Source organism: Bradyrhizobium sp. USDA 3315, assembly GCF_054056795.1.
The window spans coordinates 6,615,586-6,641,533 of record NZ_JBSRYP010000001.1; the positions used below are offsets into that span (position 1 = coordinate 6,615,586).

29 protein-coding genes and 2 tRNA genes are annotated in these 25,948 nt (G+C 64.1%); 18 read left to right on the top strand and 13 right to left on the bottom strand.

Features of this window, described 5'->3' with window-relative positions; all coding sequences use genetic code 11:
- Positions 1 to 21: 21 nt before the first annotated feature.
- The 4 genes from tig (at position 22) to lon (ending at position 6,739) form a co-directional block, all read left to right on the top strand.
- Positions 22 to 1,380, top strand: a complete 1,359-nt coding sequence (gene tig / locus ACVIYL_RS30990) for a trigger factor (RefSeq protein ID WP_253608445.1) — start codon at positions 22 to 24, stop codon at positions 1,378 to 1,380.
- Positions 1,381 to 1,635: 255 nt separating this feature from the next.
- Entirely contained in the window at positions 1,636 to 2,271 is a 636-nt protein-coding gene (locus ACVIYL_RS30995) for an ATP-dependent Clp protease proteolytic subunit (protein ID WP_016847729.1), read from the top strand.
- Positions 2,272 to 2,712: 441 nt separating this feature from the next.
- Positions 2,713 to 3,987, top strand: a complete 1,275-nt coding sequence (clpX, locus tag ACVIYL_RS31000) for an ATP-dependent Clp protease ATP-binding subunit ClpX (protein WP_018271869.1) — start codon at positions 2,713 to 2,715, stop codon at positions 3,985 to 3,987.
- A 322-nt stretch (positions 3,988 to 4,309) separates the two neighbouring features.
- Positions 4,310 to 6,739 (top strand): endopeptidase La, encoded by a 2,430-nt coding sequence (gene lon / locus ACVIYL_RS31005; protein WP_028333951.1) that lies wholly within the window; start codon positions 4,310 to 4,312, stop codon positions 6,737 to 6,739.
- Positions 6,740 to 6,805: 66 nt separating this feature from the next.
- Here lon and ACVIYL_RS31010 read toward each other — a convergent pair whose 3' ends face one another.
- From ACVIYL_RS31010 to ACVIYL_RS31020, 3 genes are all read right to left on the bottom strand, one after another.
- Positions 6,806 to 7,465, bottom strand: coding sequence for a glutathione S-transferase family protein (locus ACVIYL_RS31010; protein ID WP_253608446.1), 660 nt, complete (start codon positions 7,463 to 7,465; stop codon positions 6,806 to 6,808).
- Positions 7,466 to 7,598: 133 nt separating this feature from the next.
- On the bottom strand, positions 7,599 to 8,810 hold the full coding sequence (locus ACVIYL_RS31015) for an MFS transporter (protein ID WP_253608447.1): 1,212 nt from the start codon (positions 8,808 to 8,810) through the stop codon (positions 7,599 to 7,601).
- A 1-nt stretch (position 8,811) separates the two neighbouring features.
- Positions 8,812 to 9,480, bottom strand: a complete 669-nt coding sequence (locus ACVIYL_RS31020; protein WP_028340149.1) for a GntR family transcriptional regulator — start codon at positions 9,478 to 9,480, stop codon at positions 8,812 to 8,814.
- 199 nt (positions 9,481 to 9,679) lie between these two features.
- Between ACVIYL_RS31020 and ACVIYL_RS31025 the strand changes: the two genes are divergently transcribed.
- Positions 9,680 to 10,090 carry a GFA family protein gene (locus ACVIYL_RS31025; RefSeq protein ID WP_076825336.1) on the top strand — a complete coding sequence of 137 codons (411 nt, stop codon included), beginning with the start codon at positions 9,680 to 9,682 and terminating at the stop codon, positions 10,088 to 10,090.
- Positions 10,091 to 10,153: 63 nt separating this feature from the next.
- Positions 10,154 to 10,230: transfer RNA gene (locus tag ACVIYL_RS31030), tRNA-Val, on the top strand.
- A 127-nt stretch (positions 10,231 to 10,357) separates the two neighbouring features.
- Here ACVIYL_RS31030 and ACVIYL_RS31035 read toward each other — a convergent pair.
- Positions 10,358 to 10,567 (bottom strand): hypothetical protein, encoded by a 210-nt coding sequence (locus tag ACVIYL_RS31035; protein WP_016847733.1) that lies wholly within the window; start codon positions 10,565 to 10,567, stop codon positions 10,358 to 10,360.
- A gap of 251 nt (positions 10,568 to 10,818) precedes the next feature.
- Here ACVIYL_RS31035 and ACVIYL_RS31040 point away from each other — a divergent pair, with 251 nt between their 5' ends.
- From ACVIYL_RS31040 to ACVIYL_RS31050, 3 genes are all read left to right on the top strand, one after another.
- Positions 10,819 to 11,100, top strand: coding sequence for a hypothetical protein (locus ACVIYL_RS31040; protein ID WP_038385060.1), 282 nt, complete (start codon positions 10,819 to 10,821; stop codon positions 11,098 to 11,100).
- Positions 11,101 to 11,122: 22 nt separating this feature from the next.
- Positions 11,123 to 11,428 carry a YciI family protein gene (locus ACVIYL_RS31045; RefSeq protein WP_253608448.1) on the top strand — a complete coding sequence of 102 codons (306 nt, stop codon included), beginning with the start codon at positions 11,123 to 11,125 and terminating at the stop codon, positions 11,426 to 11,428.
- A gap of 89 nt (positions 11,429 to 11,517) precedes the next feature.
- Positions 11,518 to 12,369, top strand: a complete 852-nt coding sequence (locus tag ACVIYL_RS31050; protein WP_253608449.1) for a class I SAM-dependent methyltransferase — start codon at positions 11,518 to 11,520, stop codon at positions 12,367 to 12,369.
- On the opposite strand, the gene pepT is transcribed toward ACVIYL_RS31050, so the two are convergent.
- Positions 12,370 to 13,626 carry a peptidase T gene (gene pepT, locus ACVIYL_RS31055; protein ID WP_253608450.1) on the bottom strand — a complete coding sequence of 419 codons (1,257 nt, stop codon included), beginning with the start codon at positions 13,624 to 13,626 and terminating at the stop codon, positions 12,370 to 12,372.
- Positions 13,627 to 13,798: 172 nt separating this feature from the next.
- Entirely contained in the window at positions 13,799 to 14,122 is a 324-nt protein-coding gene (locus tag ACVIYL_RS31060; protein ID WP_259171327.1) for an HU family DNA-binding protein, read from the bottom strand.
- 308 nt (positions 14,123 to 14,430) lie between these two features.
- Here ACVIYL_RS31060 and ACVIYL_RS31065 point away from each other — a divergent pair.
- Positions 14,431 to 14,507: transfer RNA gene (locus tag ACVIYL_RS31065), tRNA-Asp, on the top strand.
- A gap of 114 nt (positions 14,508 to 14,621) precedes the next feature.
- Here the strand turns inward: ACVIYL_RS31065 and ACVIYL_RS31070 are convergent.
- The 5 genes from ACVIYL_RS31070 to ACVIYL_RS31090 form a co-directional block, all read right to left on the bottom strand.
- On the bottom strand, positions 14,622 to 15,926 hold the full coding sequence (locus tag ACVIYL_RS31070) for a hypothetical protein (protein ID WP_253608451.1): 1,305 nt from the start codon (positions 15,924 to 15,926) through the stop codon (positions 14,622 to 14,624).
- A gap of 157 nt (positions 15,927 to 16,083) precedes the next feature.
- On the bottom strand, positions 16,084 to 16,233 hold the full coding sequence (locus tag ACVIYL_RS31075; protein WP_456780447.1) for a hypothetical protein: 150 nt from the start codon (positions 16,231 to 16,233) through the stop codon (positions 16,084 to 16,086).
- Between the two features lie 56 nt (positions 16,234 to 16,289).
- Positions 16,290 to 16,490 (bottom strand): hypothetical protein, encoded by a 201-nt coding sequence (locus ACVIYL_RS31080; RefSeq protein ID WP_253608452.1) that lies wholly within the window; start codon positions 16,488 to 16,490, stop codon positions 16,290 to 16,292.
- Positions 16,491 to 16,588: 98 nt separating this feature from the next.
- Positions 16,589 to 17,233, bottom strand: a complete 645-nt coding sequence (locus tag ACVIYL_RS31085) for a haloacid dehalogenase-like hydrolase (protein ID WP_253608453.1) — start codon at positions 17,231 to 17,233, stop codon at positions 16,589 to 16,591.
- A gap of 193 nt (positions 17,234 to 17,426) precedes the next feature.
- Entirely contained in the window at positions 17,427 to 17,630 is a 204-nt protein-coding gene (locus ACVIYL_RS31090) for a hypothetical protein (protein WP_253608454.1), read from the bottom strand.
- 199 nt (positions 17,631 to 17,829) lie between these two features.
- On the opposite strand from ACVIYL_RS31090, the gene ACVIYL_RS31095 reads away from it, so the two are divergent.
- Positions 17,830 to 18,843 (top strand): TRAP transporter substrate-binding protein, encoded by a 1,014-nt coding sequence (locus ACVIYL_RS31095; RefSeq protein ID WP_456781905.1) that lies wholly within the window; start codon positions 17,830 to 17,832, stop codon positions 18,841 to 18,843.
- Positions 18,844 to 18,884: 41 nt separating this feature from the next.
- Here the strand turns inward: ACVIYL_RS31095 and ACVIYL_RS31100 are convergent, their stop codons facing one another.
- Together ACVIYL_RS31100 and ACVIYL_RS31105 are read right to left on the bottom strand one after the other, a co-directional pair.
- The gene (locus tag ACVIYL_RS31100) at positions 18,885 to 20,177 is read right to left on the bottom strand and encodes a spinster family MFS transporter (protein ID WP_253608455.1); all 1,293 of its coding nucleotides are present in this window, start codon (positions 20,175 to 20,177) and stop codon (positions 18,885 to 18,887) included.
- Between the two features lie 47 nt (positions 20,178 to 20,224).
- Positions 20,225 to 21,415: an aromatic ring-hydroxylating dioxygenase subunit alpha gene (locus ACVIYL_RS31105; protein ID WP_253608456.1), complete on the bottom strand. Its 1,191-nt coding sequence runs from the start codon at positions 21,413 to 21,415 to the stop codon at positions 20,225 to 20,227.
- 131 nt (positions 21,416 to 21,546) lie between these two features.
- Here ACVIYL_RS31105 and ACVIYL_RS31110 point away from each other — a divergent pair, with 131 nt between their 5' ends.
- The 7 genes from ACVIYL_RS31110 (at position 21,547) to ACVIYL_RS31140 (ending at position 25,936) form a co-directional block, all read left to right on the top strand.
- The gene (locus ACVIYL_RS31110) at positions 21,547 to 22,062 is read left to right on the top strand and encodes a MarR family winged helix-turn-helix transcriptional regulator (RefSeq protein WP_253608457.1); all 516 of its coding nucleotides are present in this window, start codon (positions 21,547 to 21,549) and stop codon (positions 22,060 to 22,062) included.
- A gap of 214 nt (positions 22,063 to 22,276) precedes the next feature.
- Complete coding sequence (locus ACVIYL_RS31115; RefSeq protein ID WP_018271860.1) at positions 22,277 to 22,642, top strand: NADH-quinone oxidoreductase subunit A; 366 nt, start codon at positions 22,277 to 22,279, stop codon at positions 22,640 to 22,642.
- 50 nt (positions 22,643 to 22,692) lie between these two features.
- On the top strand, positions 22,693 to 23,238 hold the full coding sequence (locus ACVIYL_RS31120; protein WP_018271859.1) for a NuoB/complex I 20 kDa subunit family protein: 546 nt from the start codon (positions 22,693 to 22,695) through the stop codon (positions 23,236 to 23,238).
- A 10-nt stretch (positions 23,239 to 23,248) separates the two neighbouring features.
- Positions 23,249 to 23,866: an NADH-quinone oxidoreductase subunit C gene (locus ACVIYL_RS31125; protein WP_076825355.1), complete on the top strand. Its 618-nt coding sequence runs from the start codon at positions 23,249 to 23,251 to the stop codon at positions 23,864 to 23,866.
- A complete protein-coding gene (locus ACVIYL_RS31130) occupies positions 23,863 to 25,059 on the top strand; it encodes an NADH-quinone oxidoreductase subunit D (protein ID WP_092077512.1) in 1,197 nt (398 codons plus the stop codon). Before ACVIYL_RS31125 ends, ACVIYL_RS31130 begins: the two co-directional genes overlap by 4 nt.
- A gap of 41 nt (positions 25,060 to 25,100) precedes the next feature.
- Positions 25,101 to 25,712 (top strand): NADH-quinone oxidoreductase subunit NuoE, encoded by a 612-nt coding sequence (gene nuoE, locus ACVIYL_RS31135; RefSeq protein WP_253608458.1) that lies wholly within the window; start codon positions 25,101 to 25,103, stop codon positions 25,710 to 25,712.
- Positions 25,712 to 25,936 (top strand): hypothetical protein, encoded by a 225-nt coding sequence (locus ACVIYL_RS31140; RefSeq protein WP_050384881.1) that lies wholly within the window; start codon positions 25,712 to 25,714, stop codon positions 25,934 to 25,936. The genes nuoE and ACVIYL_RS31140 overlap by 1 nt, the downstream gene beginning before the upstream one ends.
- Positions 25,937 to 25,948: the final 12 nt, after the last annotated feature.

The following is a 25,948-nucleotide window of genomic DNA, read 5'->3' on the forward strand; positions in this document are numbered from 1 at the left end:
AAGCGGAAGAAGATTGATACCATGCAGGTCACCGAGACCCTCAACGAGGGATTGAAGCACGAATTCAAGATCAGCGTCCCGGCATCCGATCTCGATGCCAAGGCGGACGCCAAGCTGGTCGACCTCAAGGACAAGGTCCGTCTCAACGGCTTCCGTCCCGGCAAGGTGCCGGTGGCGCATCTCAAGAAGATCTACGGCCGCTCGGTGATGGCCGAGACCATCGACCAGACCATCAGCGACACCAACCGGCAGATCTTCGAGGATCGCGGCTTCCGCCTCGCCGGCGAGCCGAAGATCACGATGCCGACCGAGAAGGACCAGGTCGAGGAATTGCTGTCGGGCAAGACCGACCTGACCTACACCGTCGCGATCGAGGTCGTGCCGCCGATCCAGCTCGCCGATTTCAAGTCGTTCTCGGTCGAGAAGCCGGTCGTCGAAGTCTCCGACGCCGATGTCGACGACGCCATCAAGCGGATCGCCGAAGGCAGCCGCCCGTACAATGCCAAGGCCGAGGGCGCGGCGGAGAAGGGCGACCGCGTCACCATCAGCTTCAAGGGCACCATCAACGGTGAAGCCTTCGAGGGCGGCACCGGCGAGGGCATCCAGGTCGTGATCGGCGCCGGCCAGTTCATCCCGGGCTTCGAGGAGCAGCTGATCGGCATCGGCACCAATGAGACTCGCACGCTGAAGGTCTCGTTCCCGAAGAACTATCTGAACGAGAAGCTCGCCGGCCAGCCGGCCGAGTTCGAGACCACCGCGACGCTGATCGAGGCGCCCGGTGAGACCACGATCGACGACGAGTTCGCCAAGACGCTGGGCCTGGAGTCGCTCGACAAGCTGAAGGAGGCCGCCCGCGAGCGCCTGACGGCCGAGTTCGCCGGCGCCACCCGCCAGAAGGTCAAGCGCGCGCTGCTCGACCGGCTCGACGAGAGCCACAAATTCGAGGCGCCGCCGTCGCTTGTCGCCGAAGAGTTCAATCTGATGTGGAACTCGATCAAGGCCGAGATGGACTCGTCCGGCAAGACCTTCGCCGACGAGAACACCACCGAGGAAGCGGCAAAGGAGGAGTACCACAAGATCGCCGACCGCCGCGTCCGCCTCGGCCTCGTGCTGTCGGAGATCGGCGAGAAGAACAAGATTACCGTGACCGACGACGAGGTGTCGCGCGCCGTGATCGAGCGCGCGCGCCAGATGCCCGGCCGCGAGAAGGAAGTCTGGGACTACTACCGCAGCAACGCCCAGGCGTTGGCCCAGCTCCGCGCCCCGATTTACGAGGACAAGGTTGTCGACTTCGTCCTGGAGCTCGCCAACGTGACCGAGAAGAAGGTCACCAAGGAGGAGCTGTTCAAGGATGAAGACGCCGAGAAAACTGCCGCTTAATTTCGGCACCTCGCGTTAATGATGAACCGCGAAAGCGCGCCTCGCGACGGGTCCCGTCGCTAGGCGCGAAGACGCGAATCAGCTTGAACTTCTGCGACCTGCCCAGGTGGCTAGTGCGGCGAGTTGACGGCCTTGTCGGCCGGAAATTGGCCCATATCTGGGTTAAGCCTTGAGGCAGTGGTCTTGAGCCAAGTAGTCTTGAGCCAAGTAGTCTTGAGCAAAGTTCTGCATCACCCCTAACCCTTGGGTTCTTTCATGCGCGATCCCGTTGAAACCTACATGAACCTCGTGCCGATGGTCGTCGAGCAGACTAATCGCGGCGAACGCGCCTACGACATTTTCTCGCGCCTGCTGAAAGAGCGCATCATCTTCGTCACCGGTCCGGTGGAAGACGGCATGTCGACGCTGATCGTCGCGCAGCTGCTGTTCCTCGAGGCCGAGAATCCGAAGAAGGAAATCTCGATGTACATCAACTCGCCGGGTGGCGTGGTGACGTCGGGCCTTGCGATCTACGACACGATGCAGTTCATCCGTCCGCCGGTATCGACGCTGTGCACGGGGCAGGCGGCCTCGATGGGCTCGCTGCTGCTGGCCGCCGGCGAGAAGGACATGCGCTTCACGCTGCCGAATTCCCGCATCATGGTGCACCAGCCGTCCGGCGGCTTCCAGGGCCAGGCCACCGACATCATGCTGCACGCGCAGGAGATCCTGAATCTCAAGAAGCGCCTCAACGAGATCTACGTGAAGCATACCGGTCAGACCTACAAGGCGATCGAGGACGCGCTGGAGCGCGACAAGTTCCTCACCGCCGAGGACGCCAAGGCGTTCGGCCTCGTCGACAAGGTCATCGACAAGCGTCCGGACGATCCGGCCGCCGCGAAGGCGGCCTGATCTGGGCAGGCATCTCGAGGCGTCGGTGTGATCTCCACATTGACGCCTCACATAACCGGCAAAAGCAGGGTGCTGGACCCGCCGGCGGGTGCATGCGCACAGCGGAAAGTTCCGCTTTCGTGCTCATATACCGACGTGGTAATCCCGCAACGTTCCGTGGATTTCGACGCGTATTCCACGTGCGATCGTTGAAAATCACGGTATTGTCACGGTCTTGAGCCGGCCATCCGATTAGCGAATTCTTGATAGTCGGGTGCCAGCATGGTTGGCTGTGATGCATCGGCTATGATCGCGGAGATTCGAATAAACCGTGATCCACACGGTCAGTATTGCGTAGGGTCTTTTTTGGTACGGAATTTGCTCTATCTACCCAACAGCCCGGTTGTGTGCCGGATTGGGTCGATCTGGCAAACAAGATCGAACGGCGGACGGAGATAATGAATGAGTAAGGTCGGCACGAGCGACGCCAAGAACACGCTATATTGCTCGTTCTGCGGCAAGAGCCAGCATGAAGTTCGCAAGCTGATTGCCGGACCGACTGTCTTCATTTGCGACGAGTGTGTCGAACTGTGCATGGACATCATTCGCGAGGAGAACAAGTCCTCGCTGGTGAAGTCGCGCGACGGCATCCCGACGCCGAAGGAAATCTGCAAGGTCCTGGACGACTACGTGATCGGCCAGAGCCATGCCAAGAAGGTGCTGTCGGTCGCCGTCCACAACCACTACAAGCGGCTCAACCATCAGACCAAGCACAACGACGTCGAACTGGCGAAGTCGAACATCCTGCTGATCGGTCCGACCGGTTCGGGCAAGACGCTGCTCGCGCAGACGCTGGCCCGCATCCTCGACGTGCCCTTCACCATGGCTGACGCGACGACGCTGACCGAAGCCGGCTATGTCGGCGAGGACGTCGAGAACATCATCCTGAAGCTGCTGCAGGCCGCCGACTACAACGTCGAGCGTGCGCAGCGCGGCATCGTCTATATCGACGAAATCGACAAGATCAGCCGCAAGTCGGACAACCCCTCGATCACCCGCGATGTGTCGGGCGAGGGCGTCCAGCAGGCGCTGCTGAAGATCATGGAAGGCACTGTGGCCTCGGTCCCGCCGCAGGGCGGCCGCAAGCATCCGCAGCAGGAGTTCCTGCAGGTAGATACCACCAATATCCTGTTCATCTGCGGCGGTGCGTTCTCGGGCCTCGAGAAGATCATCTCCGCGCGCGGCCGCTCGACCTCGATCGGCTTCGCGGCGCAGGTGCTCGCGCCGGAGGACCGCCGCACCGGCGAGATCTTCCGTCACGTCGAGCCGGAAGATCTGCTGAAGTACGGCTTGATCCCGGAATTCGTCGGCCGTCTGCCCGTCGTTGCGACGCTGGAGGACCTCGACGAGACCTCGCTGAAGAAGATCCTGACCGATCCGAAGAACGCGCTGGTGAAGCAGTACCAGCGGCTGTTCGAGATGGAGAACATCGAGCTGACCTTCGCCGACGAGGCGCTTGGCGCGGTCGCCCGCAAGGCGATCGAGCGCAAGACCGGCGCGCGCGGCCTGCGGTCGATCCTGGAGAGCATCCTGCTCGAAACCATGTTCGATCTCCCGGGCCTGGAAGGCGTCGAGGAAGTCGTTATCTCGCGCGAGGTCGTCGAGGGAACGGCGCGTCCACTCTACATCTACGCGGATCGTTCCGACCGCGCCGTCGAGAGCAGCGCGAGCGCCTAAACGGCGCTCGTCTCGACCCGCCAAAAATGCACGGCTGCCGGACGCTCCGGCGGCCGCCGTGGCGCAGCAGCGGCGCCCTTACGGCGTAGCAGCAAATGCTTGTTTAGCCTATATTTCCCGACACTTCTGAGACTTGACACCCCCCCGCCTGATAGCCACCTAATGCTATCGGTGAGGGATCTCATCCGTTGAGATTCGTCGCTTCACGATGCGGAATAAGCGGCTGCCGACGGCATTCTCATTCCGCATCACCAAGGCACCTTGTGGCGGTTGCGCAAGCAGGCGGACTGCGTGCAAGGGGGCACAACAAAAGGATTAGGCCATGACGACCTCAAAACCCCGGCCAACGATCGTCCACGGCGAAAGCCACTCCTATCCGGTGCTGCCGCTCCGCGACATCGTCGTCTTCCCGCACATGATCGTGCCGCTGTTCGTCGGCCGCGAGAAATCGATCCGCGCGCTCGAAGAGGTGATGAAGAACGACGCGCTGATCATGCTCGCGACGCAGAAGAACGCGTCCGATGACGATCCGGCACCCGATTCAATTTACGAGACCGGTACGCTCGCCAGCGTCCTGCAGCTCCTGAAACTGCCCGACGGCACCGTGAAGGTGCTGGTCGAGGGCCTCGAGCGCGCGCGCGTCGAGAAGTATTCCGACCGCAGCGAATATTACGAGGCGACCGCGGTCGCGCTCGCCGACACTGACGCCAACTCGGTCGAAGCCGAGGCGCTGGCGCGGTCGGTCGTGTCCGACTTCGAAAGCTATGTGAAGCTGAACAAGAAGATCTCCGCCGAAGTCGTCGGCGTGGTTCAGGCGATCACCGATTTCGCCAAGCTCGGCGATACCGTTGCTTCGCATCTCGCGGTCAAGATTGCCGACCGGCAAGCGATCCTGGAGACGTTGTCCGTCACGCAGCGCCTGGAGAAGGTGCTGGGCCTGATGGAAAGCGAGATCTCGGTGTTGCAGGTCGAGAAGCGCATCCGCTCGCGCGTCAAGCGCCAGATGGAGAAGACCCAGCGCGAGTATTACCTGAACGAGCAGATGAAGGCGATCCAGAAGGAGCTCGGCGACGACGAAGGTCGTGACGAGTTGGCCGATCTGGAGGAGAAGATCTCCAAGACCAAGCTGTCCAAGGAAGCACGCGAGAAGGCCCAGCACGAGCTGAAGAAGCTGCGCCAGATGTCGCCGATGTCGGCGGAAGCGACCGTCGTGCGCAACTACCTGGATTGGCTGCTGTCGATCCCGTGGGGCAAGAAGTCCAAGGTCAAGAAGGACCTCGAGGCCGCGCAGGCGGTGCTGGACTCCGATCACTACGGACTCGAGAAGGTCAAGGACCGTATCGTCGAGTATCTCGCGGTGCAGTCGCGCGCCAACAAGCTGACCGGACCGATCCTGTGCCTGGTCGGGCCTCCCGGCGTCGGCAAGACCTCGCTCGGCAAGTCGATTGCGAAGGCCACGGGGCGCGAATTCGTGCGCGTGTCGCTCGGCGGCGTGCGTGACGAGGCCGAGATCCGCGGTCACCGCCGCACCTATATCGGCTCGATGCCCGGCAAGATCATCCAGTCGATGCGCAAGGCGAAGACCTCGAACCCGCTGTTCCTGCTGGACGAGATCGACAAGATGGGCGCCGATTTCCGCGGCGATCCGTCGTCGGCGCTGCTTGAGGTCTTGGACCCCGAGCAGAACTCGACCTTCAACGACCACTACCTGGAGGTCGACTACGACCTGTCCAACGTGATGTTCATCACGACCGCGAATACGCTGAATATTCCCGGCCCGCTGATGGACCGCATGGAGATCATCCGGATCGCCGGCTACACGGAGAACGAGAAGGTCGAGATCGCGCGCAAGCATCTGATCCCGAGCGCGCTCTCCAAGCACGGTCTGGACTCCAAGGAATGGTCGATCGACGACGCGGCCTTGCTCTTGATGATCCGCCGCTACACCCGCGAAGCGGGCGTGCGTAACCTGGAGCGTGAGCTCTCCACACTCGCCCGCAAGGCGGTGAAGGAGCTGATGATCTCCAAGAAGAAGTCGGTGAAGGTCACCGAGGCGAACATCGAAGAGTTCCTCGGCGTTCCGAAGTATCGCTTCGGCGAGATCGACGACGAGGATCAGGTCGGTATCGTCACCGGTCTGGCCTGGACCGATGTCGGCGGCGAGTTGCTCACCATTGAAGGCGTCATGATGCCCGGCAAGGGCAAGATGACCGTCACGGGCAATCTGCGCGATGTGATGAAGGAGTCGATCTCGGCGGCGGCGTCCTACGTCCGCTCGCGGGCGATCGTCTACGGCATCGAACCGCCGATGTTCGACCGCCGCGACATCCACGTTCACGTGCCGGAGGGCGCAACGCCGAAGGACGGTCCGTCTGCCGGTGTTGCGATGGCCACCGCGATCATCTCGGTCATGACCGGCATTCCGGTCCGCCACGATGTCGCGATGACCGGCGAGATCACGCTGCGTGGTCGCGTGCTGCCGATCGGCGGTCTGAAGGAGAAGCTCCTGGCCGCCGCCCGCGGCGGCATCAAGACGGTGCTGATCCCGGAGGACAACGCCAAGGATCTCACGGAGATTTCCGATGCGATCAAGGGCGGCATGGACATCATTCCGGTCTCGCGGCTGGATGAGGTCGTCGCCAAGGCGCTGGTCCGCGTGCCCGCGCCGATCGTCTGGGAAGAGGAGACCAGCAAGGTCGACGTCAAGCCCGATGCTTCCGATGAAGCGTCCGGCGGCCTGACGGCGCACTGAAGCGAGCTGCGATCGACATAAGAAAACGGCGCCTTCGGGCGCCGTTTTTGTTTTCGCTGTTCGCGATCAGGTCGGGAAGGCTGCGGCTCTGTCCGCGGCGGCAAAGTGCGCCATCTGATCGGCATGCGCTTTTGCGAAAGCCGGCCGGGCCGTGGCGCGCGCGACGTAGTCGCGACACGCGGGATATTCCGCCAGTCCGTCGAAGCGGTCGACCAGGCGCAGCACATCCGCCATGAGAACGTCGGCGACGGAGAACGGCCCGGCCAGCCATTTGCGGCCCGCGAGCACCGGCTCCATGTGCCTGAGCCGGGATTGCAGGAAGCCGTCGAAGCGTGTCCATGCCGACGTGCCGCCGCTCTCGCCCGAGAATACCAGGAGCGACCAGGGCAGGCTCGCCATCTCGACCGAGTTGAGCGCTGCGAACAGCCATTTCAAAGCCTCGTTGCGTTGGTGCGGATCGGTCGGCAGCAGCGCGTCGCTGCGCTCGCCGAGATGCAGCAGGATCGCGCCGCTCTCGAAGATCGAGATGTCGCCGTCGGTCAGCCACGGCACCTGGCCGAACGGCTGGTGCGCGAAGTGCTCGGCGCTCCGATCGCGAAATGGCACGCTCGCAACGCGATACGGCAAGCGCGCCTCTTCCAGTGCCCAGCGCACGCGGAGGTCGCGCACAAATCCCCGCGGCATCTCCGGAACCCAATCGAAGGTGGTCAGCGTCAGGTCGGCCATTGGGTATCTCCATTTGCTGGCTTCACAGGCAAAAGGACGAACGAATGGCGCGCGTTCCGACACCCCGACGGGCTTTTTCGTCGTTGCGGTACGGAACGATCGAGTTGTCGACGTGGGTACGCCGGCGCCGGAACTAGTCTTTCCTCTCGACGACGAAGTTGCCGATCGCGCCGAGCGCCATCAGCACGCTGGTGCCGAGGAACACCGCGGCCATGCCGATATGTCCGCCGATGAAGCCGCCGGCGAGCGGGCCGATCACCTGGCCGGCATATTGCGCCGAGATCGAATAGCCGAGCATGCTGCCGGTGACCGCATCAGGCACGTTGTGCCGGATCACGCTCGCGATGCAGGGCAGGAGGCCGCCGAGCGCGAGCCCCATCAGGAAGCGCAGCAGGATCAACTGCCAGCCGCTGACCACAAAGGCCTGCGGGATCAACAGCAGCGCGGAGGCAGCAAGGCAGATGGTGATGATCCGCCAGTGGCCGACCCGATCGGCCAGCTTGCCGAGATGCGAGGACGACAAGAGGCTGCCGAAGGCTGCCGCCGACATCACGAGGCCGGCGACGAACGTCACCTGCGGTGCCTCGACCAGTTGCGCGACATAGACCGTGATGATCGGCTCGATCGACATGTTGGCGACCATCAGCAGCAGGCCCGTTCCCCACATCGCGACGACAGGGCGCTTGTCCGGAACCAGCGACCAGCCGCCGCGCGCCTTGCCGCCTTTCGCGGTCTTCGGGCGTGCTTCCTCGCGGATCAGGAACGTCGTGCCGAGGAAGGTGAAGAAGATGACGCCGCCGATCAGGAAGAATGTCGCGCGGATGCCGATCAGCCCCGGCAGCACGCCGCCGATCAAGGGACCGACCAGGCTGCCGGCCATGATGCCGGCCGACAGCACGCCGATCGCCCAGCCGGATCGCGCTTTCGGCGTCTGCGCCGCGACCAGCACGGTCGAACCCGACGCGTAGCCGCCGAGCAGGCCGGTCAGCAGCCGCAGGCCGACCAGCTCATAGACGTTGTGCGCCATGCCGATCAGCGACATCGCGATCGCCATGCCGAGGCTGGCGCGGATCAGCATCAGCTTGCGGCCGTAGCGATCGGCGAGCCGTCCCCACAGCGGCGCCGTCAGCGCCGCGCTGAAGAAGGTCGCGCCATAGGCGAAGCCCGACCATTGCACGATCGCGGCATGATCGGTCACGCCGAGCTGCTCGACATAGAGCGGCAGGAACGGCAGCAGCAGCGTCATCCCCACGATTGTCGTGAAGGAGCCGAACACGCAGACGATCAAATTGCGTTTCCAGGGGCCCGCGTCGAGCAGGGCTTCGCGATCGACTTCGATGTTCATGTCAGCGCAGCCCGATCACGGCGAAGCCGCGCGCCCGCAGGCCGCGGCGATCCTCGTTCAGCGAACGCAGCAGGCGATCACGGGTATCGGTGATGTGGTCGGCGGCCTCGCGCGCGGCGGCCTCCGGATCGTTGGCCTTGATGAAGCCGAGGATGCGCCGGTGCTCGCGCCAGGCCTGCTCACGCGAGGGCTCGGTCCACACTTCCAGCCAGCGCGCCCGCGACAGCCTCGTCATGGCGCCCGCGATCGCCTTGACGATGAAGGGATTGCCGGAGAGCCGCGCGATCTCGACATGGAAATCGGTGCCGACCCGATGCCATTCCTCGCGCGGCGCGCCGGACTGGCAGGCATCCAGCATCTCCTCGACGCCGGCGATATCGGCTGCGCTCGCCCGCGCGCAGGCGAGGCGCACCGCCGTCGTCTCCAGCGGAATCCGGAACTCGGCCAGCGCCTCCAGCTCACCGAGGTCGATCGGTGCGACGATCCAGTTGCGGCCGTCGCGGCGCACCAGCTCTTCGCCTTCGAGCCGGACCAGCGCGGCACGGATCGGCGTGCGCGATCCCTCGAACCGGCTCTCCAGCCAGCGCTCGGTCAGCCGCTCGCCGGGGCCCAGGTCGAGCGACAGGATCATCTCCCGGAGCTGGTCATGGATCTGAAGCATCTGCGACATGGCGCCGTCCTTTGGCCGCTCGTTGGCGGGCGCGGAATCTCCATCAGGCGGCTTTCGTATCCCGATTTGGTATCCCAAACAAGGCGGCTATGGGATACCACGTTGCTCCGTTAAGGGAGGTGGGCCGAGAGCCAGGGCCCTGGACGATGGAACCGCGCCCACGGCGGTTGCTTGGTTTGACGGAATTGGAGAGCGCTACATGCGTATCGACGGGCAATGCCATTGCGGGGCTATCACCTATCAGGCCGAGATCGACCCGGAACGGGTCTCGATCTGCCATTGCACGGACTGCCAGGCGCTGACCGGCTCGCCCTACCGCGTCACGGTGATCTGCGACGCCGAACAGGTGCGGCTGACCGGAGGTGCGCCGAAGGTCTACGGCAAGCGGGGCGACAACGGCCGAATCCGCTTCCAGCACTTTTGCGGCGATTGCGGTTCGCCGCTGTTTACGAGCGGCGAGGACGGCGGGCCCGACGACTGGGGCATCCGCTGGGGCAGCATTCGCCAGCGCGGCCAATTGACCCCGCGACGCCAGGTCTGGTGCCGCTCCGCTGCGCCATGGATCAATGATCTCAAGGAATTGCCAGCGCACCCCAAGGACTGGAGCTGACGGATTGAGGTGTTGCGGCCTTGCGCCTCGGGGGCAGGCGAGGCTAAAGAGGCGCGCAGGTAAGGGCGGCTAGCTCAGCTGGTTAGAGCATCTCGTTTACACCGAGAGGGTCGGGAGTTCGAATCTCTCGCCGCCTACCAGCCTTTGAGCACGAATTCATCCGCTTGTTCGGTTCGCAGGGCGAAGGCTGTCGCACCGAAGCTCGAAGAGCGCAGGCGGACCGGCTGCCTGAATGTGCGGGCGTGCTTCCCCGTTTTGGATCCAGCCCTATGGCTGAAGCATCCTGATGGTCGCGATCGGCCACTTCCCGATGTGGCCCTTGATCGAGATGCGCAACCCATGAGATTCGTCCAGAAACACGCCCTCGACGGTCCCTGCGGTTCCATCGGTGAGAACCGCGGCTCGTCCGACCAGCTCGGCCTCCGCTTGCACATGCTCGCGCAGGATGACGGTGGCGCGGTGTTTCACGAGCTGCAAAGCGGCCTCTGGTTGATGAGCCCTACGGAGCAAGGCCATTGCACGGCTCTCGGTGAACGCGCGGAGAGGGCGCGATCCCGGCCGTGGGGTAGTTAGTCTCATGGGGTGGCCGGGACCGCGCTTGCTCCGCGCTGGCGTGCCGAATGTCATTCGATCCCCGATGGTGCGAAAGGTGCCGAAAGTCACGCGCTCAGATTTGATGCCGACGCTGCAGCGATGCTATTCTGTCCGCCTAACCGGGAACTTGATGCATGCGCAAACTCGCCGCGATTTTTCTTCTCACCATGATTGCCGGACCCGCATTCGCACAGTCGGATCACGTTCAGCGCTATCGCGAAGAGGTCGAGAAGTCGCCGGCCGATGCGGCCAACGAGGCGCGCCAGCAGCGAGCCTATCAGCGTGCGCTCAGCGGTGTGCCGGATCAGAAGCCGACCGATCCCTGGGGCATCGCGCGCAGTGACGGGCAGGGCGCGCCCAAGGCGAATGCCGCGAAGCCGAAGCCGGCCAAGCCCACGAGCGCAGCCGCCAAATAATCTCCGAGCGCGGATCAGGTCGATGAAATACTACGTCTGCAAATTGACCGGACCGCGCCCGACCTTTCCGCAGGACATGACGTCGCAGGAAGCCGCCATCATGCAGGCGCACGTCGCCTATTGCGGCGAACTGCTGCAGGCCGGCAAGGCGCTGGTGTTCGGACCGGTCGCCGATCCGGCCGGCGTCTGGGGCCTCGGCGTGCTGCAACTGCCCGACGACGCCGATCCGCAGGAGATCGTCGCCAACGATCCCGTCACCAAGGCGGATGCCGGATTCACCTATCAGCTGATGCCGATGCTGCGCGCCGCGACGCGCGAGACTTGCTAGGGCAAGATCCGGAAAAGTGCGAAGCGGTTTTCCGAAAGAGCATACCCAAACGTGAGACGACAGAAGGTTCCTGAGAAGGTTTGGATCGCATGAACGCAGGCCACCCGCAAAACGCCGATCAGATCGCATACTGGAACGGGCCGGGCGGTCAGCGCTGGGCCACACGGCAGGCCGCGCAGGACATCGTGCTGCAACCGGTGCTCGACCTCCTGATCGATCGCGCTGCGCCGAAAGCCGGCGAACGCGTCGTCGATGTCGGCTGTGGCAGCGGTGCCTCGAGCTTCGCGCTGGCGGCCAAGGTCGCGCCCGCTGGCCACGTGCTCGGCGTCGATGTCTCGGAGCCGATGCTGACGCGGGCGCGGCAGAGCGCGCCGCAGGGTTTGCCGGTCGAGTTCGCGCTGGCCGATGCGACCGTCTATCCGTTTGTCAGCGAGAGCTTCGATCTGTTGGCCTCGCGCTTTGGCGTGATGTTCTTTGCCGATCCCGTGGTGTCGTTCGCCAATCTGCGCAAGGCGATGAAGCCGACCGGCCGTCTCGCCTTCGCCTGCTGGCAGGAGCCGCGTGAAAATCCGTTCTTCATGACGCCGCTTGCTGCCGTCTACAAGCACGTGCCGAAACTGCCGCCGCTAGGGCCCGAGGATCCCGGCCCGTTCGCGTTCGCCTCCGAGGCCCGGGTGAAGCGGATCCTGGGCGAAGCCGGCTTCTCCGGCATTGCCATGGAGCCGTGCCGGGTTGAGCTTGATGTCGCGACCGGGCGCGGCATCGATGCCGCGATCCAGGGCGCGCTCGAGATCGGGCCGGCCAGCCGCGCGCTGGAAGGGCACCCTGATGAGGTGCGCGCTGCGGCGATCGCCTCGATGCGCGAGGCGCTGGCGCCGTTTGTCAAGGGCGATGCGGTGCTGCTGCCCGGCGCGATCTGGATCGTGACCGCGCGGGCCTGATCAGGCCTTCTCTTCCCAGATCATCGCCAGGTGCACGATGGTCTGCACGGCCTTCTCCATGTCCTGCCGGCTGACCCATTCGAGCCGCGAATGGAACGCGTGCTCGCCGGCGAAGATGTTCGGGCAGGGCAGTCCCATAAAGGACAGCCGCGAGCCGTCCGTGCCGCCGCGGATCGAGGTCTTCACCGGCGTGAGACCGGCGCGCTCGATCGCCTCGATCGCATAGGCCACGATCTGCGGGTGGCGATCGATCACATCCTTCATGTTGCGGTACTGCTGCTTGACCTCCATGCGGTAAGTCGAGCGCGGATAGCCCTTCATGACGTCCTTCACGATGTCTTCCAGCAGCGATTCCTTCTGCTTCAGGCCAGCCTCGGTGAAATCGCGCACGATGAAGTCGATCCGCGCGTTCTCCAGCGCGCCGGAGATCGCGACCGGATGCAGGAAGCCCTCCTTGCCCTCGGTGGTCTCGGGCGAGCAGGTGTCCTTGGGCAGGCGATCGACGATCGCGGCGGCGATCTTGATTGCGTGCTCCATCTTGCCCTTGGCGAAGCCCGGATGGGTCGCGACGCCTTCGATGATGATGCTGGCGCCGTCGGCCGAGAAGGTCTCGTCCTCGATATGGCCGGCGGTCTCGCCATCCATGGTGTAGCCGAAATCGGCCCCCAGCTTCTTGAGGTCGACCTTGTCGACGCCGCGGCCGATCTCCTCGTCCGGCGTGAACAGGATCTTGATGGTGCCGTGCTTGACCTGCGGATTGGTGATCAGGAAATGCGCGGCACCCATGATCTCGGCAAGGCCCGCCTTGTTGTCGGCGCCGAGCAGGGTGGTGCCGTCGGTGGTGATGATGTCGTTGCCGATCTGGTCGGCTAGCGCTTCGTGCTCGGCGGGGCGGATCACCTGCGAGGCATCGGCGGGAAGCACGATGTCGCCGCCCCGATAGTTCTTCACGACCTGCGGCTTGACGTTCTTGCCGGTGCAGTCGGGAGAGGTGTCCATGTGCGAGCAGAAGCAGATCACCGGCACTGTCTTGTCGGTGTTGGCCGGGATCGTCGCATAGACGTATCCGTGCGGATCAAGATGCGCGTCGGATATCCCCATCGCCTGCAGCTCGGCGACCAGCAGGCGCCCGAGATTCTTCTGCTTCTCGGTGGAAGGCGTGGTGGGTGAATCCGGATCGGACTGGGTGTCGATCACGACATAGCGCAGGAAGCGCTCGGTGACGGTGTGTTTGAAGTCGAGAGCCGGTGCCAGCATGAAAACCGCGCAAAAAACTGGAGAAAGGAACAATGCGCTTTGGCGAAGTTGGTTCGCGCGAGCAAACCGCGTCAAGGCGAGTTTCGAAGGACAATCCTATAACAGAAAAGCGCCACTCCGGGGCCGCGTCACGAGCCGGAATGGCGCTTTGTCTTAACGGAGAGAGTAGGCGCTAGACGGCTTCCTTCAGCTCCTTGGCGGCGCGGAAGGCGACCTTCTTGCTGGCCTTGATATGGATCTGTTCGCCAGTCGCGGGGTTGCGGCCCATGCGGGCGGCGCGCTTGCGGACCTGGAGGATGCCGAGGCCAACGATCCTGATGCGCTCGCCCTTCTTGAGGTGCTTGGTGATCCTGGTGACCATATCGGTCAGGATCGCCTCGGCCTGCTTCTTGGACAGCTCCTGCTCCTCGGCGATGGCCGCCGCCAAATGCTTCAGCGTGATCGTCGCCGGTGTCGCTGCTTTCTTCGCCATGTCTGGCCCTCCTCGTTGCTGAATGGCTGGATTGCTGCTTTTCACGCGAATGGCGCGCCGTTCGCGTCGGGAAAATGCGTCCGGAAAAGTCCTGAAAACCGCCGGTTCCGGGAACGGGCAGCGCCGGGCCGGCCACAGGAAACCCAGACGTATCAGGCCTTATTTGATTCGGGGCTTCGCTGACTACGCCGTTTCCCCTGAAAACAGGCGACAACCCGCGTACGCGCCGCGAAAATGCCGACGCTGTGCAGGGATCCGCAACGTCCTTGACTAACCGGATGCGGGCCTTTATGCCCTCGGTCCTGCGCGGATCAATCCGACGATCGGCATCCGCGGGAGTAGCTCAGTTGGTTAGAGCGCCGCCCTGTCACGGCGGAGGCCGCGGGTTCGAGTCCCGTCTCTCGCGCCATTCATTTCAATGACTTAGCAGCGTGTTTGGCCCGAAACCATTGGTCCCTGTGGACCGGTGCCATAACGAGTTGCCTCCCTCCTGTTCACTGCACCTGGCGACTGCCGCGACAGCTCAGGACGCCGCGAGGCCGACAACGCTGACCGGTTGAGCGGCCTGCTCGGGCCTGACCGATAATGCCACGCGCTGTTCGGGCGTCAGCCACCACAGCAGGAACAGCAGTGCTATCCCGTTCGACAGCAGGCCTGTCGTGAGCGGCACGTTCATGATCGCCTGAACTGCGATGCCCGACGAAACCGCGATGAAGCGCGGCGACAGGTGCTTTGAGACCATCGATCCCACTGACAGGATCAGACCACAGACGAAAGCCGACACCGGGGCGAGCGCAAGACCGACCGATGCGATGCCCTCGGTGGCGAGGAAGGACGCGTTGAAATTGCCGTCCTGATAAATCGCTCCGAGGGTCGGGCCAAGCTCGCCGTACGGGCAGGCGGCCATGTATCGCAGGACGGTGATCTGGCAGAACCGGGTGTGCTCGCGGTGCGCGAAGAAGTCGGCGTATTGATCGAGCGCGAGCGACGGGATCGCGACGAAGCGCAGATTGATGGTGCTGAACACGATGTAGGTCTTGTCGGCGACGAGAATGGCGAAAGCCAAAAGGCCGACGATCATCGGGATCAGAAATGCGAGCACCGTGGCCAGCCGCGGGTCGAACCGGCCGTACAGCCAGAACAGAAACGGCAGCCAGATCGGCAGCAACAGGACGGTCTTGTTGTTGACGACGGGATAAAAGCAAAGCGCAAGCAGCAGCACCCCGGCCGCCGGCATCCACCGCCTGCGCGATGCGAAATGCGCGAACAGGTAGGGCAGGACCGCGCCGATCATGATCCCGGTGAGATAGTTCATTAGGGCCGGCCGCACCACGGCGGTGCGGGCTGCGCCATAGGGATCGCCAAGATTGGCCCCGTAGGAGATGTCGCCGATCAGCACGGCAAGGCACGACGCCAGTAGCAGAACCGCGATGCGCTTGACGGCCGCTTCGGACAAATCGGGCCGCCAAACCGGGATGTTCTGTAACATCAGAGGGATCATCGCTGCGGCCAGCGCGGCGATCATGGCCCAGCGGGCGATGGCGTGCGGATAGTCGAACGCGCTGAAGAAGCTGAGCCAGACGAAGCCGAACACGGCTGACAGCAGCGAGAAGCCGACCAGATAACCGAAGCTGAATCGTACCGCGACGAACGCCGGGACGAACGCGACCATGATGGCGGTGCCGAGGACGGCTTGCGCGTTGATGCCGGATCGCCAGACATGCATCGCCGGAAATGCGTGCCCGCAGGCGATCATCGAGGCGACGCTGAGGACGAAGAACCCGGGGATGGCGATCCCGACAACCAGGTCATCGCGCGTCAATGTCATCGGTCCGTCCGAATCCGAAAGCTGCCAGGCAGCTAGCCGGTCGGCCCTGGACGAAGCAAGTTAAGCAATATCTCGGTCTGTGTTGTTATGTTTCTGCCTGGCCATTCGTCACCGCGATGCCCTATTGAATTCACACAACGGCAACACCTTGCCTTGATCAGGCAAAGAATGCGGCGACCGCGTTGAGGTCGGATTGTCCCGGCGCATCGCCGCGCAAATTGGCGTCGATGATGCGGCGACAGGCGTCAACCGTGTGGGTGTCGCCCAATTCGTTGGCGGCTTCGAGGATCGACCAGACCGTGTCCAAGGGAACGTCGCTCTGCGTAGTCGCCTTCGGGTCTGACAGCATTGACGGGGCCGCGGTTAGAATTCGAACAGGTCGCGGCCGCGCCGCGCCAAATTGTGCAGGTCCGCCATCGTGCCGCGCACCGCGTTGCAGCGGCGGCATTCGATGATGGTGTCGCCGGACGCATGCGCCGGATCGGCGACCTTGATCGCCAGGCTACCGCAATCCGTGCAGATGATCTTGAAGCCGGTTGAAATTACTTGCTGCTGCAAATTCATCGTGGCCTGCGCCTCTGTTGACGCCGACCTTAACCGAACAACTTTTAAGACTGGGGTCGCGGAGCGGATTGCAATCGAACAACCGCATTAGGACGCGGTTAAGATTTCGCCGCGGCCGCGCGGCCCTGCAGATGCAGCGTCGGCCTGCCGAGCCCTGCCGCGGCGGCGCGCACGGCATCGCGGGCATTGACGGTGATGATGCCGGCGGCGTGGGCCCAGACCGCGAGGTCGGAGGCGCTGTCGCCGGCGTAGATGAAGCCCCCGGGGAATGTCTTCCGCAACAGGTCGGCCTTGTTGGCGCCCTTGAGATTATGTTCGCCGTCGGAGGCAAGCACCTGGTCGATCCAAGGCAGACGCGACGCCAGCTTGTGTGCGAGCAGCGCGTCGGCCGCGGTTGCCAGCACGATGCGGCGGCCGGCCGCGTTCTCGCGCTCAGCCAATGCGACGACGTCCTGGTGCAGTTCGATCCGGCTCCAGTCGATGCGCTGGCGCTGTGCGAGCCGGCGCTTCAGCGCCGCGCGGCCGCGCGTCAGCCAGGCGGCGCATGACACGACGATCAGCGGATTGCGGCGCAGGATCGAGAAGAAGCTGAGATAGAGCAGGTCGCCCGTGATCAGCGTGCCGTCGAGGTCGAGCACCAGCGGCAGCGATGCCGGGAGGCCGAGCAAAGGGGGCGACCCGTCGGGGCGGGAAGCATCCTGTGGCTTCGCAGTGTCGTCGCCGGCGAGGCGAGGCTCAGTCATTCGCGGCACTCAGCCGGGTTGCGACGTTGCACACGCCTATGGCGCGCGCCCCGGTCTCGATGGTCCTGCAGTCGCCGTAGCCGAACTTGCTCGCAAAGGCCACACCATGCTGGTCCGAGCTTGAGACGATCAGGACCAACAAAAAAGGCCGCCCGAGGGCGGCCGTCTTACCTGTGGAAGCCAGCAGAAATCTTTAGCGGACCGTCGAGGTGCCCGACGAGGTGATCGCCACCGGTTTGCCGGCCTTGATGACCTGGGTGGTCTGGGCAGTCTGGGCGAAATCCGCGTTGTTCCGGGCCGAAATGCCGAGCGCCGCGATCCCGATCCCCGCAATAAGGGCAACCACCACAATCTTGAGATGGGTCGCGCGGTCAGCTGAATGGATCGAGTGGTTCATGGTCGCCTCCGGGCGTCTGTGCGCCGTCTATGGCAGGTACTGGTAAGGCCCATCTGTTTCCGGATCGTTTCGTGAGTTCCGGGAAATGGTTTCGTGCCACGGGCGGATTGGTTTCACCGTGCCTTGCGTCACACTGCCGGCCGGCTAAAACTGCCCCAGGCGCGGAAATGCGCTTGGGAGAAAAACAATAATGAAAACAATGAGACTAACCCGGCGCCGGGTGCTTGGAACCGGCTCCGCGGCATTCGCCGCCACGATGTTTGGTAAGCGCGCCGTTGCGGCGGCCGAGTTCGACTTCAAACTCGGTGTCAACACTCCGGAAACCCATCCGCTAACAATCCGCCTGACTGAGGCCGCCAAGGCGGTCGGCGCCCAGTCGTCCGGCCGGGTCAACATCACGGTGTTCGCCAACAGCCAGCTCGGCGGCGATCCGGAGATGCTGTCGCAGGTCCGCGCCGGCGGGATCGAGCTGTTGGCGGCGCCCAGCATGACGCTGTCGACGCTGGTGCCGCTATCGGGGCTGCCCAGCATCGGCTTTGCCTTCCAGTCTTACGACCAGGTCTGGGCGGCGATGGACGGCGGCGTCGGCGACCTCGTGCGCGAGGCGATCACGAAGACCGGCGTCGTGCCGCTCAAGAAGGCCTGGGACAACGGCTTCCGCCAGATCACCTCGTCGTCGAGCCGGCAGCTCAACAGCGTCGACGATCTCAAGGGTTTCAAGATCCGCGTGCCGGTGACGGCATTGCTGACGTCGCTGTTCTCAGGGCTCGGCGCATTGCCGTCGAGCATCTCCTACAGCGAACTCTATTCGGCGCTGCAGACCCACATCGTCGAAGGGCAGGAGAATCCGCTGGCGCAGGTCTCCACCGGAAAACTCTACGAGGTGCAGAAATTCTGCGCGCTCTCGAACCATTGCTGGAGCGGTTACTGGATCCTCGGCAACCGCCGCGCGATGGCCGGCCTGCCGCCCGATCTGCTTGAGCTCATCAATGCCGCGTTCGACGCCGCGGCGGTGAAGGAGCGTACCGATCTGGTCGAGATGGATCGCTCGCTGCAGGAGGAGCTAACCGGGAAGGGCATGACGTTCAACAAGCCCGATCCCGTGCAGTTCAGGGCCGCGTTGGTGAAGGCCGGCTTCTACACGCAGTGGCAGAAGACCTACGGCGCGGACGCCTGGGCGGCGCTGGAGAAATACACCGGCAAGCTGACGTGAGCGCAGCCTGACATCACGCGCCGGCTCGGCTGAGACGGGTGCTAGCTCGCGCGCGCGATGTCGGCGCGGATCGCGCGTGCCGCCAACACGAACAGCAGGGCACCGAGCGTCGTCGTGAGCGCGGCCGACAGCAGCGAGTAGCGAACCGCATCGACGCCGTAGGTGCCTTTCAGCGCGTCATTGATCATGCCGACGGCGAGGGGGCCGACGCCCTGGCCGAAGCAGGTCGCGGTCAGCAGCACGATCGCCCAGGCCAGCGCGCGCATGCTGGGTTTTGCCACCGTCTGCGCAATCGCGAAGATCGGGCCGAGATGAAAGCCGACCATGAACGAGGTCAGCGCCAGCGTCGCGACCATCAGCGTGAAGCTTTGCGTCAGCATGCACAGCGCGAACACCGGGCCGGCGAGACCGGACATGATCGCGGGCGCCCACAGCTTCCAGCGGTCGTCGCGACGGCCGATCTGCGCCACCACGAGGCCACCGATCAGCGTGCCCGCCATGCCGGCGAGACCCTTGAAGGTGCCGGCATAGGTGCCGATCTCGGCGCTGGTGAGGTGATGGATCCGCGCCAGGAACGGCGGGATCCACACCGCGGTGGCGTAGTTGGTGTAGGTCGTCAGACAAAAGCCGATCAGCACGATGACGAAGCTCGGCTGCGATACCAGGAAACGCAGCGTCGGCCCCAGCGGCTCGGCCTTGAAGGTCTCGGCCATCGCGCCGCGCTTCGGCTCGGCGATCGTCAGCCACAAGACGGCGGCGAGCGCGATGCCGGGCAGGCCGGCGGTGAAGAACGCCATCCGCCAGCCATAGTGCTGGTTGACATAGCCGCCGATGAAATAGCCGAGGAAGACGCCGAGATAGGTGCCGATCGCGTAGATGCCGAGCGCGCGCGGTCGTTCGTTCTTGTCGAAGAGATCGGCGATCATCGATTGCGAGGCCGGCGTGCCAGCCGACTCCCCGATGCCGACGCCGATCCGGGCCAAGGCCAGCGTCGTGACGCTGGAGGCGAGGCCGCAGAGATAGGTCATCGCGCTCCAGAACGCGAAGGCGACCGCGACGATGTTGCGGCGGTTGAGGCGATCGGCCATCCGCGCGATCGGAATGCCGAGCAGCGAATAGAACAGCACGAAACCGAACCCGGCGAGCAGGCCCATCGTGGTGTCGCTGAGCGTGAACTCCTTCTTGATCGGTTCGATCAGCACGTTGAAGATGGTGCGGTCGAGGAAGTTGAGGGCGTAGATGATCGTGAGCAAGGCGAGGACGTAGTAGCGGCGCGCCGAGGGCGCGGCCGCAGCTTGCGTTGGCGCGGCCGCCTGCGGTGCGACATCGACCATCACTTCCTCCCCCGATCTTCTTTGTTGTTGTTGCTTGCGCGCGGGCCTTACGCCTCGCGGATGTAATTCCCTGCCTCGAATTCGACCGGCCTCGTGTCGGCGTCGAACGACACCCCGATCGGGTCGCGGCCGGTGGCCATGGTCTCGAGCTGGTCAGCGAGCATCCGGCGGATCATCAGGATGCCGCGGTCGCTCTGGCCAAAATGCTCTTCGGAATGGATCGTCACCGCTCCCTGGCCGACCTGGGCCTCGTAGTCGCCGGGAAATTGCTGGTGCTCGGCCTCGGTCATGTCCCACCAGAACTTGCCGTTGAACTTCGAGCGCATCCGCCCGATATCGCCCGCGTTCTTGACCCGGCCGGCGACGTAGATGCGGAACGAGGTGTCGTCGATCGGCAAGGTCCAGCCGATCGATTCGACGCGCGCGAACTGCGCGACGCGCGGATTGGGCACGACGCGGAGTGTGGGGAGGGCGGCCTCGGTGACGCGATAGAACACCTTGCCGTCGTCCTGCCTGCGGATCGAACGCACCGTGACGCCGCGCGGCGACATCTCGAACTTCACCTCGGGCATCGAGGCCATCATGTTGGTGAACTGCGGCCCTGAGAACGAGCCGTGCAGCACCGGCACATGGTAGGGGTCCGCGACGTTCTCGAAATGCTGCAGCCAGTTGCAGGGGATCACGGCAGGGCCGCCGCCGCCGATCGAGGAATCGTCGGCCTCGACGAACTCGCCGTCGTCCATGTTCTCCAGGCACTCGTAGCGCGGCAGCACCGGCCTTTTCTCGGCCGGCCCCATATAGGCGAAGATGAGGCCGTAGCGTTCCTGCACCGGATACCAGGGCTGGCGCACCTTGTCCTTGAACAGGCCGCCTTCGGGCTCGCAGGGTTGTTCGAGGCAGCGGCCCTCGGTGTCGAACTTCCAGCCGTGATAGCAGCAGCGGATGCCGTCTTCCTCGACCTTGCCGTAATAGAGCGTGGTGCCGCGGTGGCAGCAGCGCGCATGCAGCAGGCCGGCCCGGCCATGCCGGTCGCGGAACAGGATCAGGTCTTCGCCAAGCGCGCGGACTTTTCTGGGGATATCGGTGGCGTCACCGGTGAGGCCGACCGGGTGCCAATACCGGCGCAACAGCTCGCCCATCGGCGTGCGGCGGCCGACCGAGGTGAGCTCGGTCCGGATGCTGGACGGCTTCATCGCATAGGCCGTGCCGAGATCGCGGTCCGACTGGGTGATCGTCATGTTGTCCTCCCCGCCGCTGGTCGGGCGCCGGCGGCTGATCTATCGTTGACCAAGTCAACGATAGAATAGATGACAATGTCAACGATATCGTTGAGCTTGGCAGCGCGCGGCTTTGTTGGCAGAGGGTGGTGATGACCGAGAAGCTCAGGACTGAGAGGGCCTTGCCGCCGGAGGCCGTTGTCGATTCCGAACTGGCGCCGATCACCGCGATGATGTCGTCACGGCTGATGGTGCTGGCGAACCTGCTCAGGCGCGGCGCGATGCTGCGCTACAAGCGCCTGACCGGCCTGTCCTCGGTCGAGTTCGGCCTGGTCGCCTCGCTCGGCCGGCGGCCGCCGATGAGTGTGGTGCGGCTCGCCGAGGCCGTCGGCATGGACAAGGGGCAGATCAGCCGGGCGCTCGCCGAACTCGTGGCGCGCAAGCTGGTGGCGAAGGCGGCCAACCCGCGCGACAACCGGGAGACCCTGGTCTCTCTCACCAAGGCCGGCCTGGCCGCCCATGATGCTATCGTGGCCGGCGCCCAGGAGCGAAACCGGCGCCTGCTGGAACAGCTTGCGCCAGGGGATCTCGAGCTGCTGCTCGGACACATCGATCGGCTCACCCTGGCCGCCGCCGAGATGCTCGCTGCCGAACGGGGGCTGGGCTGATATGGCAAGAGCGCAGGGCACAGGATGGCCGCCGCGGCGTTGCCCATGGAGGCAAGCGCATCCGCCTGATGAGGCCAAGAGCCCGCGGGAAGGACGGTAAAAGCGTCAAAATAGCTTGTCTTGCGCCCTCTGTTGCGCTGCGCTAAAGCCTCAAGAACAATTCCAATCAACGAATCTGCGGCACGTCCGAAACCGCAGCAAGAAGGCCTCGCCGATGACCGGCATCCTGCAGAATTATCTCCCACTTGTGGTCTTTATCGGAGTCGCGAGCCTGATCGGTCTGGCGCTCCTGATCGCGCCGTTCCTGGTCGCGTTCCAATCGCCGGACCCGGAAAAGCTGTCCGCCTATGAATGCGGATTCAACGCTTTTGACGACGCCCGCATGAAGTTCGACGTCCGGTTCTATCTGGTGGCGATCCTCTTCATCATCTTCGACCTCGAAGTGGCGTTCCTGTTCCCCTGGGCCGTGGCGTTCGGAAAGCTCGGCGCCACCGGGTTCTGGTCGATGATGGTGTTCCTGGCCGTGCTGACGGTCGGGTTTGCGTATGAATGGAAGAAAGGCGCGCTCGAATGGGATTGAGCCCCACCGCCGCAACCTCCCAGCCGGCGATTGCCAAATCTGAGATCGCCATGGCTCCGAAGGGTATTCTCGATCCGTCGACCGGCAAGCCGGTCGGCGCGAATGATCCGTTTTTCCTCGAGGTCAATCACGAGCTGTCCGACAAGGGCTTCTTCGTCGCCGCAGCCGATGACCTCATCACCTGGGCGCGCACCGGCTCCCTGATGTGGATGACCTTCGGTCTGGCCTGCTGTGCGGTCGAGATGATGCAGGTCTCGATGCCGCGCTATGACGTCGAACGCTTCGGCTTCGCACCGCGCGCCTCGCCGCGGCAGTCCGACGTGATGATCGTTGCGGGCACCCTGACCAACAAGATGGCGCCCGCGCTGCGCAAGGTCTACGACCAGATGCCGGAGCCGCGCTACGTCATCTCGATGGGCTCCTGCGCCAATGGCGGCGGCTACTATCACTACTCCTATTCGGTGGTGCGTGGCTGCGATCGCATCGTGCCGATCGACATCTACGTGCCCGGCTGCCCGCCCACGGCGGAAGCGCTGCTCTACGGTGTGCTGCTGCTGCAGAAGAAGATCCGCCGTATCGGCACTATTGAACGCTAAGGTTTCAGGTATGGACGACGGCAAGCTCGACGCCCTTGGGCAGACGATCGTGAGCGCGCTTCCGGGCGCGGCCACGGCGCACTCGGTCGCGTTCAATCAGCTCACTATCGACGTCGAGATTGGCAGAATCGTGGAGGTCGCCAGGTTTCTGCGTGACGATCCCGGCTGCCGTTTCGTCAACGTCACCGACGTGACCGCGGTCGACTATCCGAGCCGCGAGAAGCGCTTCGACGTCGTCTACCATCTGCTGTCGCCGACGCTGAACGCGCGCGTCCGTTTGCGCGGGCAGGCCGACGAGACCACGCAGGTGCCGTCGATCATCGGCGTCTTCCCGGGCGCCGACTGGTTCGAGCGCGAGACCTACGACCTCTATGGCGTGATCTTCACCGGCCATCCCGACATGCGCCGCCTGCTGACGGACTACGGCTTCGACGGCCATCCGCTGCGCAAGGATTTCCCGCTCACCGGCTTCGTCGAGGTCCGCTACGACGACCAGGAGAAGCGGGTGCTGTACGAGCCGGTCCGGCTTAACCAGGAATTCCGCAAGTTCGATTTCCTTTCGCCCTGGGAAGGCGCGGACTATCCGCTGCCCGGCGATGAGAAGGCCAAGGCGGAGCCGAAGCCATGAATGAACAACCGCAAAACCTTCGTAACTTCACCATCAACTTTGGGCCGCAGCATCCGGCGGCGCACGGCGTGCTTCGTCTTGTGCTGGAGCTTGACGGCGAAGTCGTCGAACGCGTCGATCCGCATATCGGCCTGCTTCACCGCGGCACCGAGAAGCTGATCGAGCACAAGACCTATCTGCAGGCGATTCCCTATTTCGACCGGCTCGACTATGTCGCGCCGATGAACCAGGAGCATGCGTTCTGCCTCGCGGCGGAAAAGCTGCTCGGCATTACGGTGCCGCGCCGCGGCCAGTTGATCCGCGTGCTCTATTGCGAGATCGGCCGCATCCTGTCGCATCTGCTCAACGTCACCACCCAGGCGATGGACGTCGGCGCGCTGACCCCGCCGCTGTGGGGCTTCGAAGAGCGCGAGAAGCTGATGGTGTTCTACGAGCGCGCCTCGGGCTCGCGCATGCACGCGGCGTTCTTCCGCGTCGGCGGCGTGCACCAGGACCTGCCGCCGAAGCTGATCGACGACATCGAGGCGTGGTGCGATCCGTTCCTCAAGGTGGTCGACGACCTCGATCGGCTGCTCACCGGGAACCGCATCTTCAAGCAGCGCAACGTCGATATCGGCGTGGTGCCGCTGAAAGAAGCCTGGGAGTGGGGCTTCTCCGGCGTGATGGTGCGCGGCTCGGGCGCGGCCTGGGACCTGCGCAAGTCGCAGCCCTACGAGTGCTACGCCGAGATGGATTTCGACATTCCGATCGGCAAGAACGGCGACTGCTACGACCGCTATCTGATCCGCATGGAAGAGATGCGCCAGTCGGTGCGCATCATGAAGCAGTGCATCCAGAAGCTCAAGGCACCCGACGGGCAGGGCCCGGTCGTGGTCGAGGACAATAAGATCGCGCCGCCGCGCCGCGGTGAGATGAAGCGCTCGATGGAAGCGCTGATCCATCACTTCAAGCTCTACACCGAAGGCGTGCATGTGCCGGCCGGCGAAATCTATGCCGCGGTCGAGGCGCCGAAGGGCGAGTTCGGCGTCTACCTCGTCGCCGACGGCACCAACAAGCCCTACAAGTGCAAGATCCGCGCGCCGGGCTTCGCCCATCTGCAGGCGATGGATCACATCTGCAGGGGCCATCTGCTGGCCGACGTTTCCGCCATCCTGGGCTCGCTGGACATCGTGTTCGGCGAAGTCGACCGGTGACGATGTCCGCATCCGAACCGCGCGCAATGAGAGTTTGATCGATGTCCGTCCGCCGCCTTGCCCCGAAGGAATTGCAGCCCGCGAGCTTCACGTTCACGGACGAGAATCTTGCCTGGGCCAAGAAGCAGATCGAGAAATATCCGCCGGGCCGTCAGGCCTCGGCCGCGATCGCGATCCTTTGGCGCGTGCAGGAGCAGCATGACGGCTGGGTTTCGGAAGCCGCGATCCGCGCCGTCGCCGACCTGCTCGAGATGCCGCATATCCGCATGCTGGAGATCGCGACCTTCTACACCATGTTCCAGCTCTCGCCGGTCGGCAAGAAGGCACATGTGCAGGTGTGCGGCACCACGCCGTGCCGGCTGCGCGGCGCCGCCGACCTGATCGAGGTCTGCCAGCACCGTATCCATCACGATCCCTTCCAGCTGTCGAAAGACGGCAACTTCTCCTGGGAAGAAGTGGAGTGCCTAGGGGCCTGCGTGAACGCGCCGATGGTGCTGATCTGGAAGGACACCTACGAGGATCTGACCAAGGAAAGCTTCGGCAAGGTGCTCGACGGCTTTGCCGCCGGCAATCCGCCGAAGCCGGGCCCGCAGATCGACCGTCAGTTCTCGGCGCCCGCCGGCGGGCCGACGACGCTGAAGGAAATCACCTGATGCGGAGCTTTCAGGTGCTGGCAAACGGGCAGGAAAACAAGGCAGGGAGGGGCGCTGCGATGAAGGCCTGGCGCACGATCGCCCTGCATACCGCTGTCGCGGCGGGCTTCATGTTCCTGCTGCAACGCTACGGCCTGAGCGCCACGCTGGAATCCAGCCTGTTGTGGGCCATCGTGTTCGGCGGCTGCGCCGCCGGGCTCGCTTATTCGCAAGCCAATCGGTGATGTTCGGAAAGT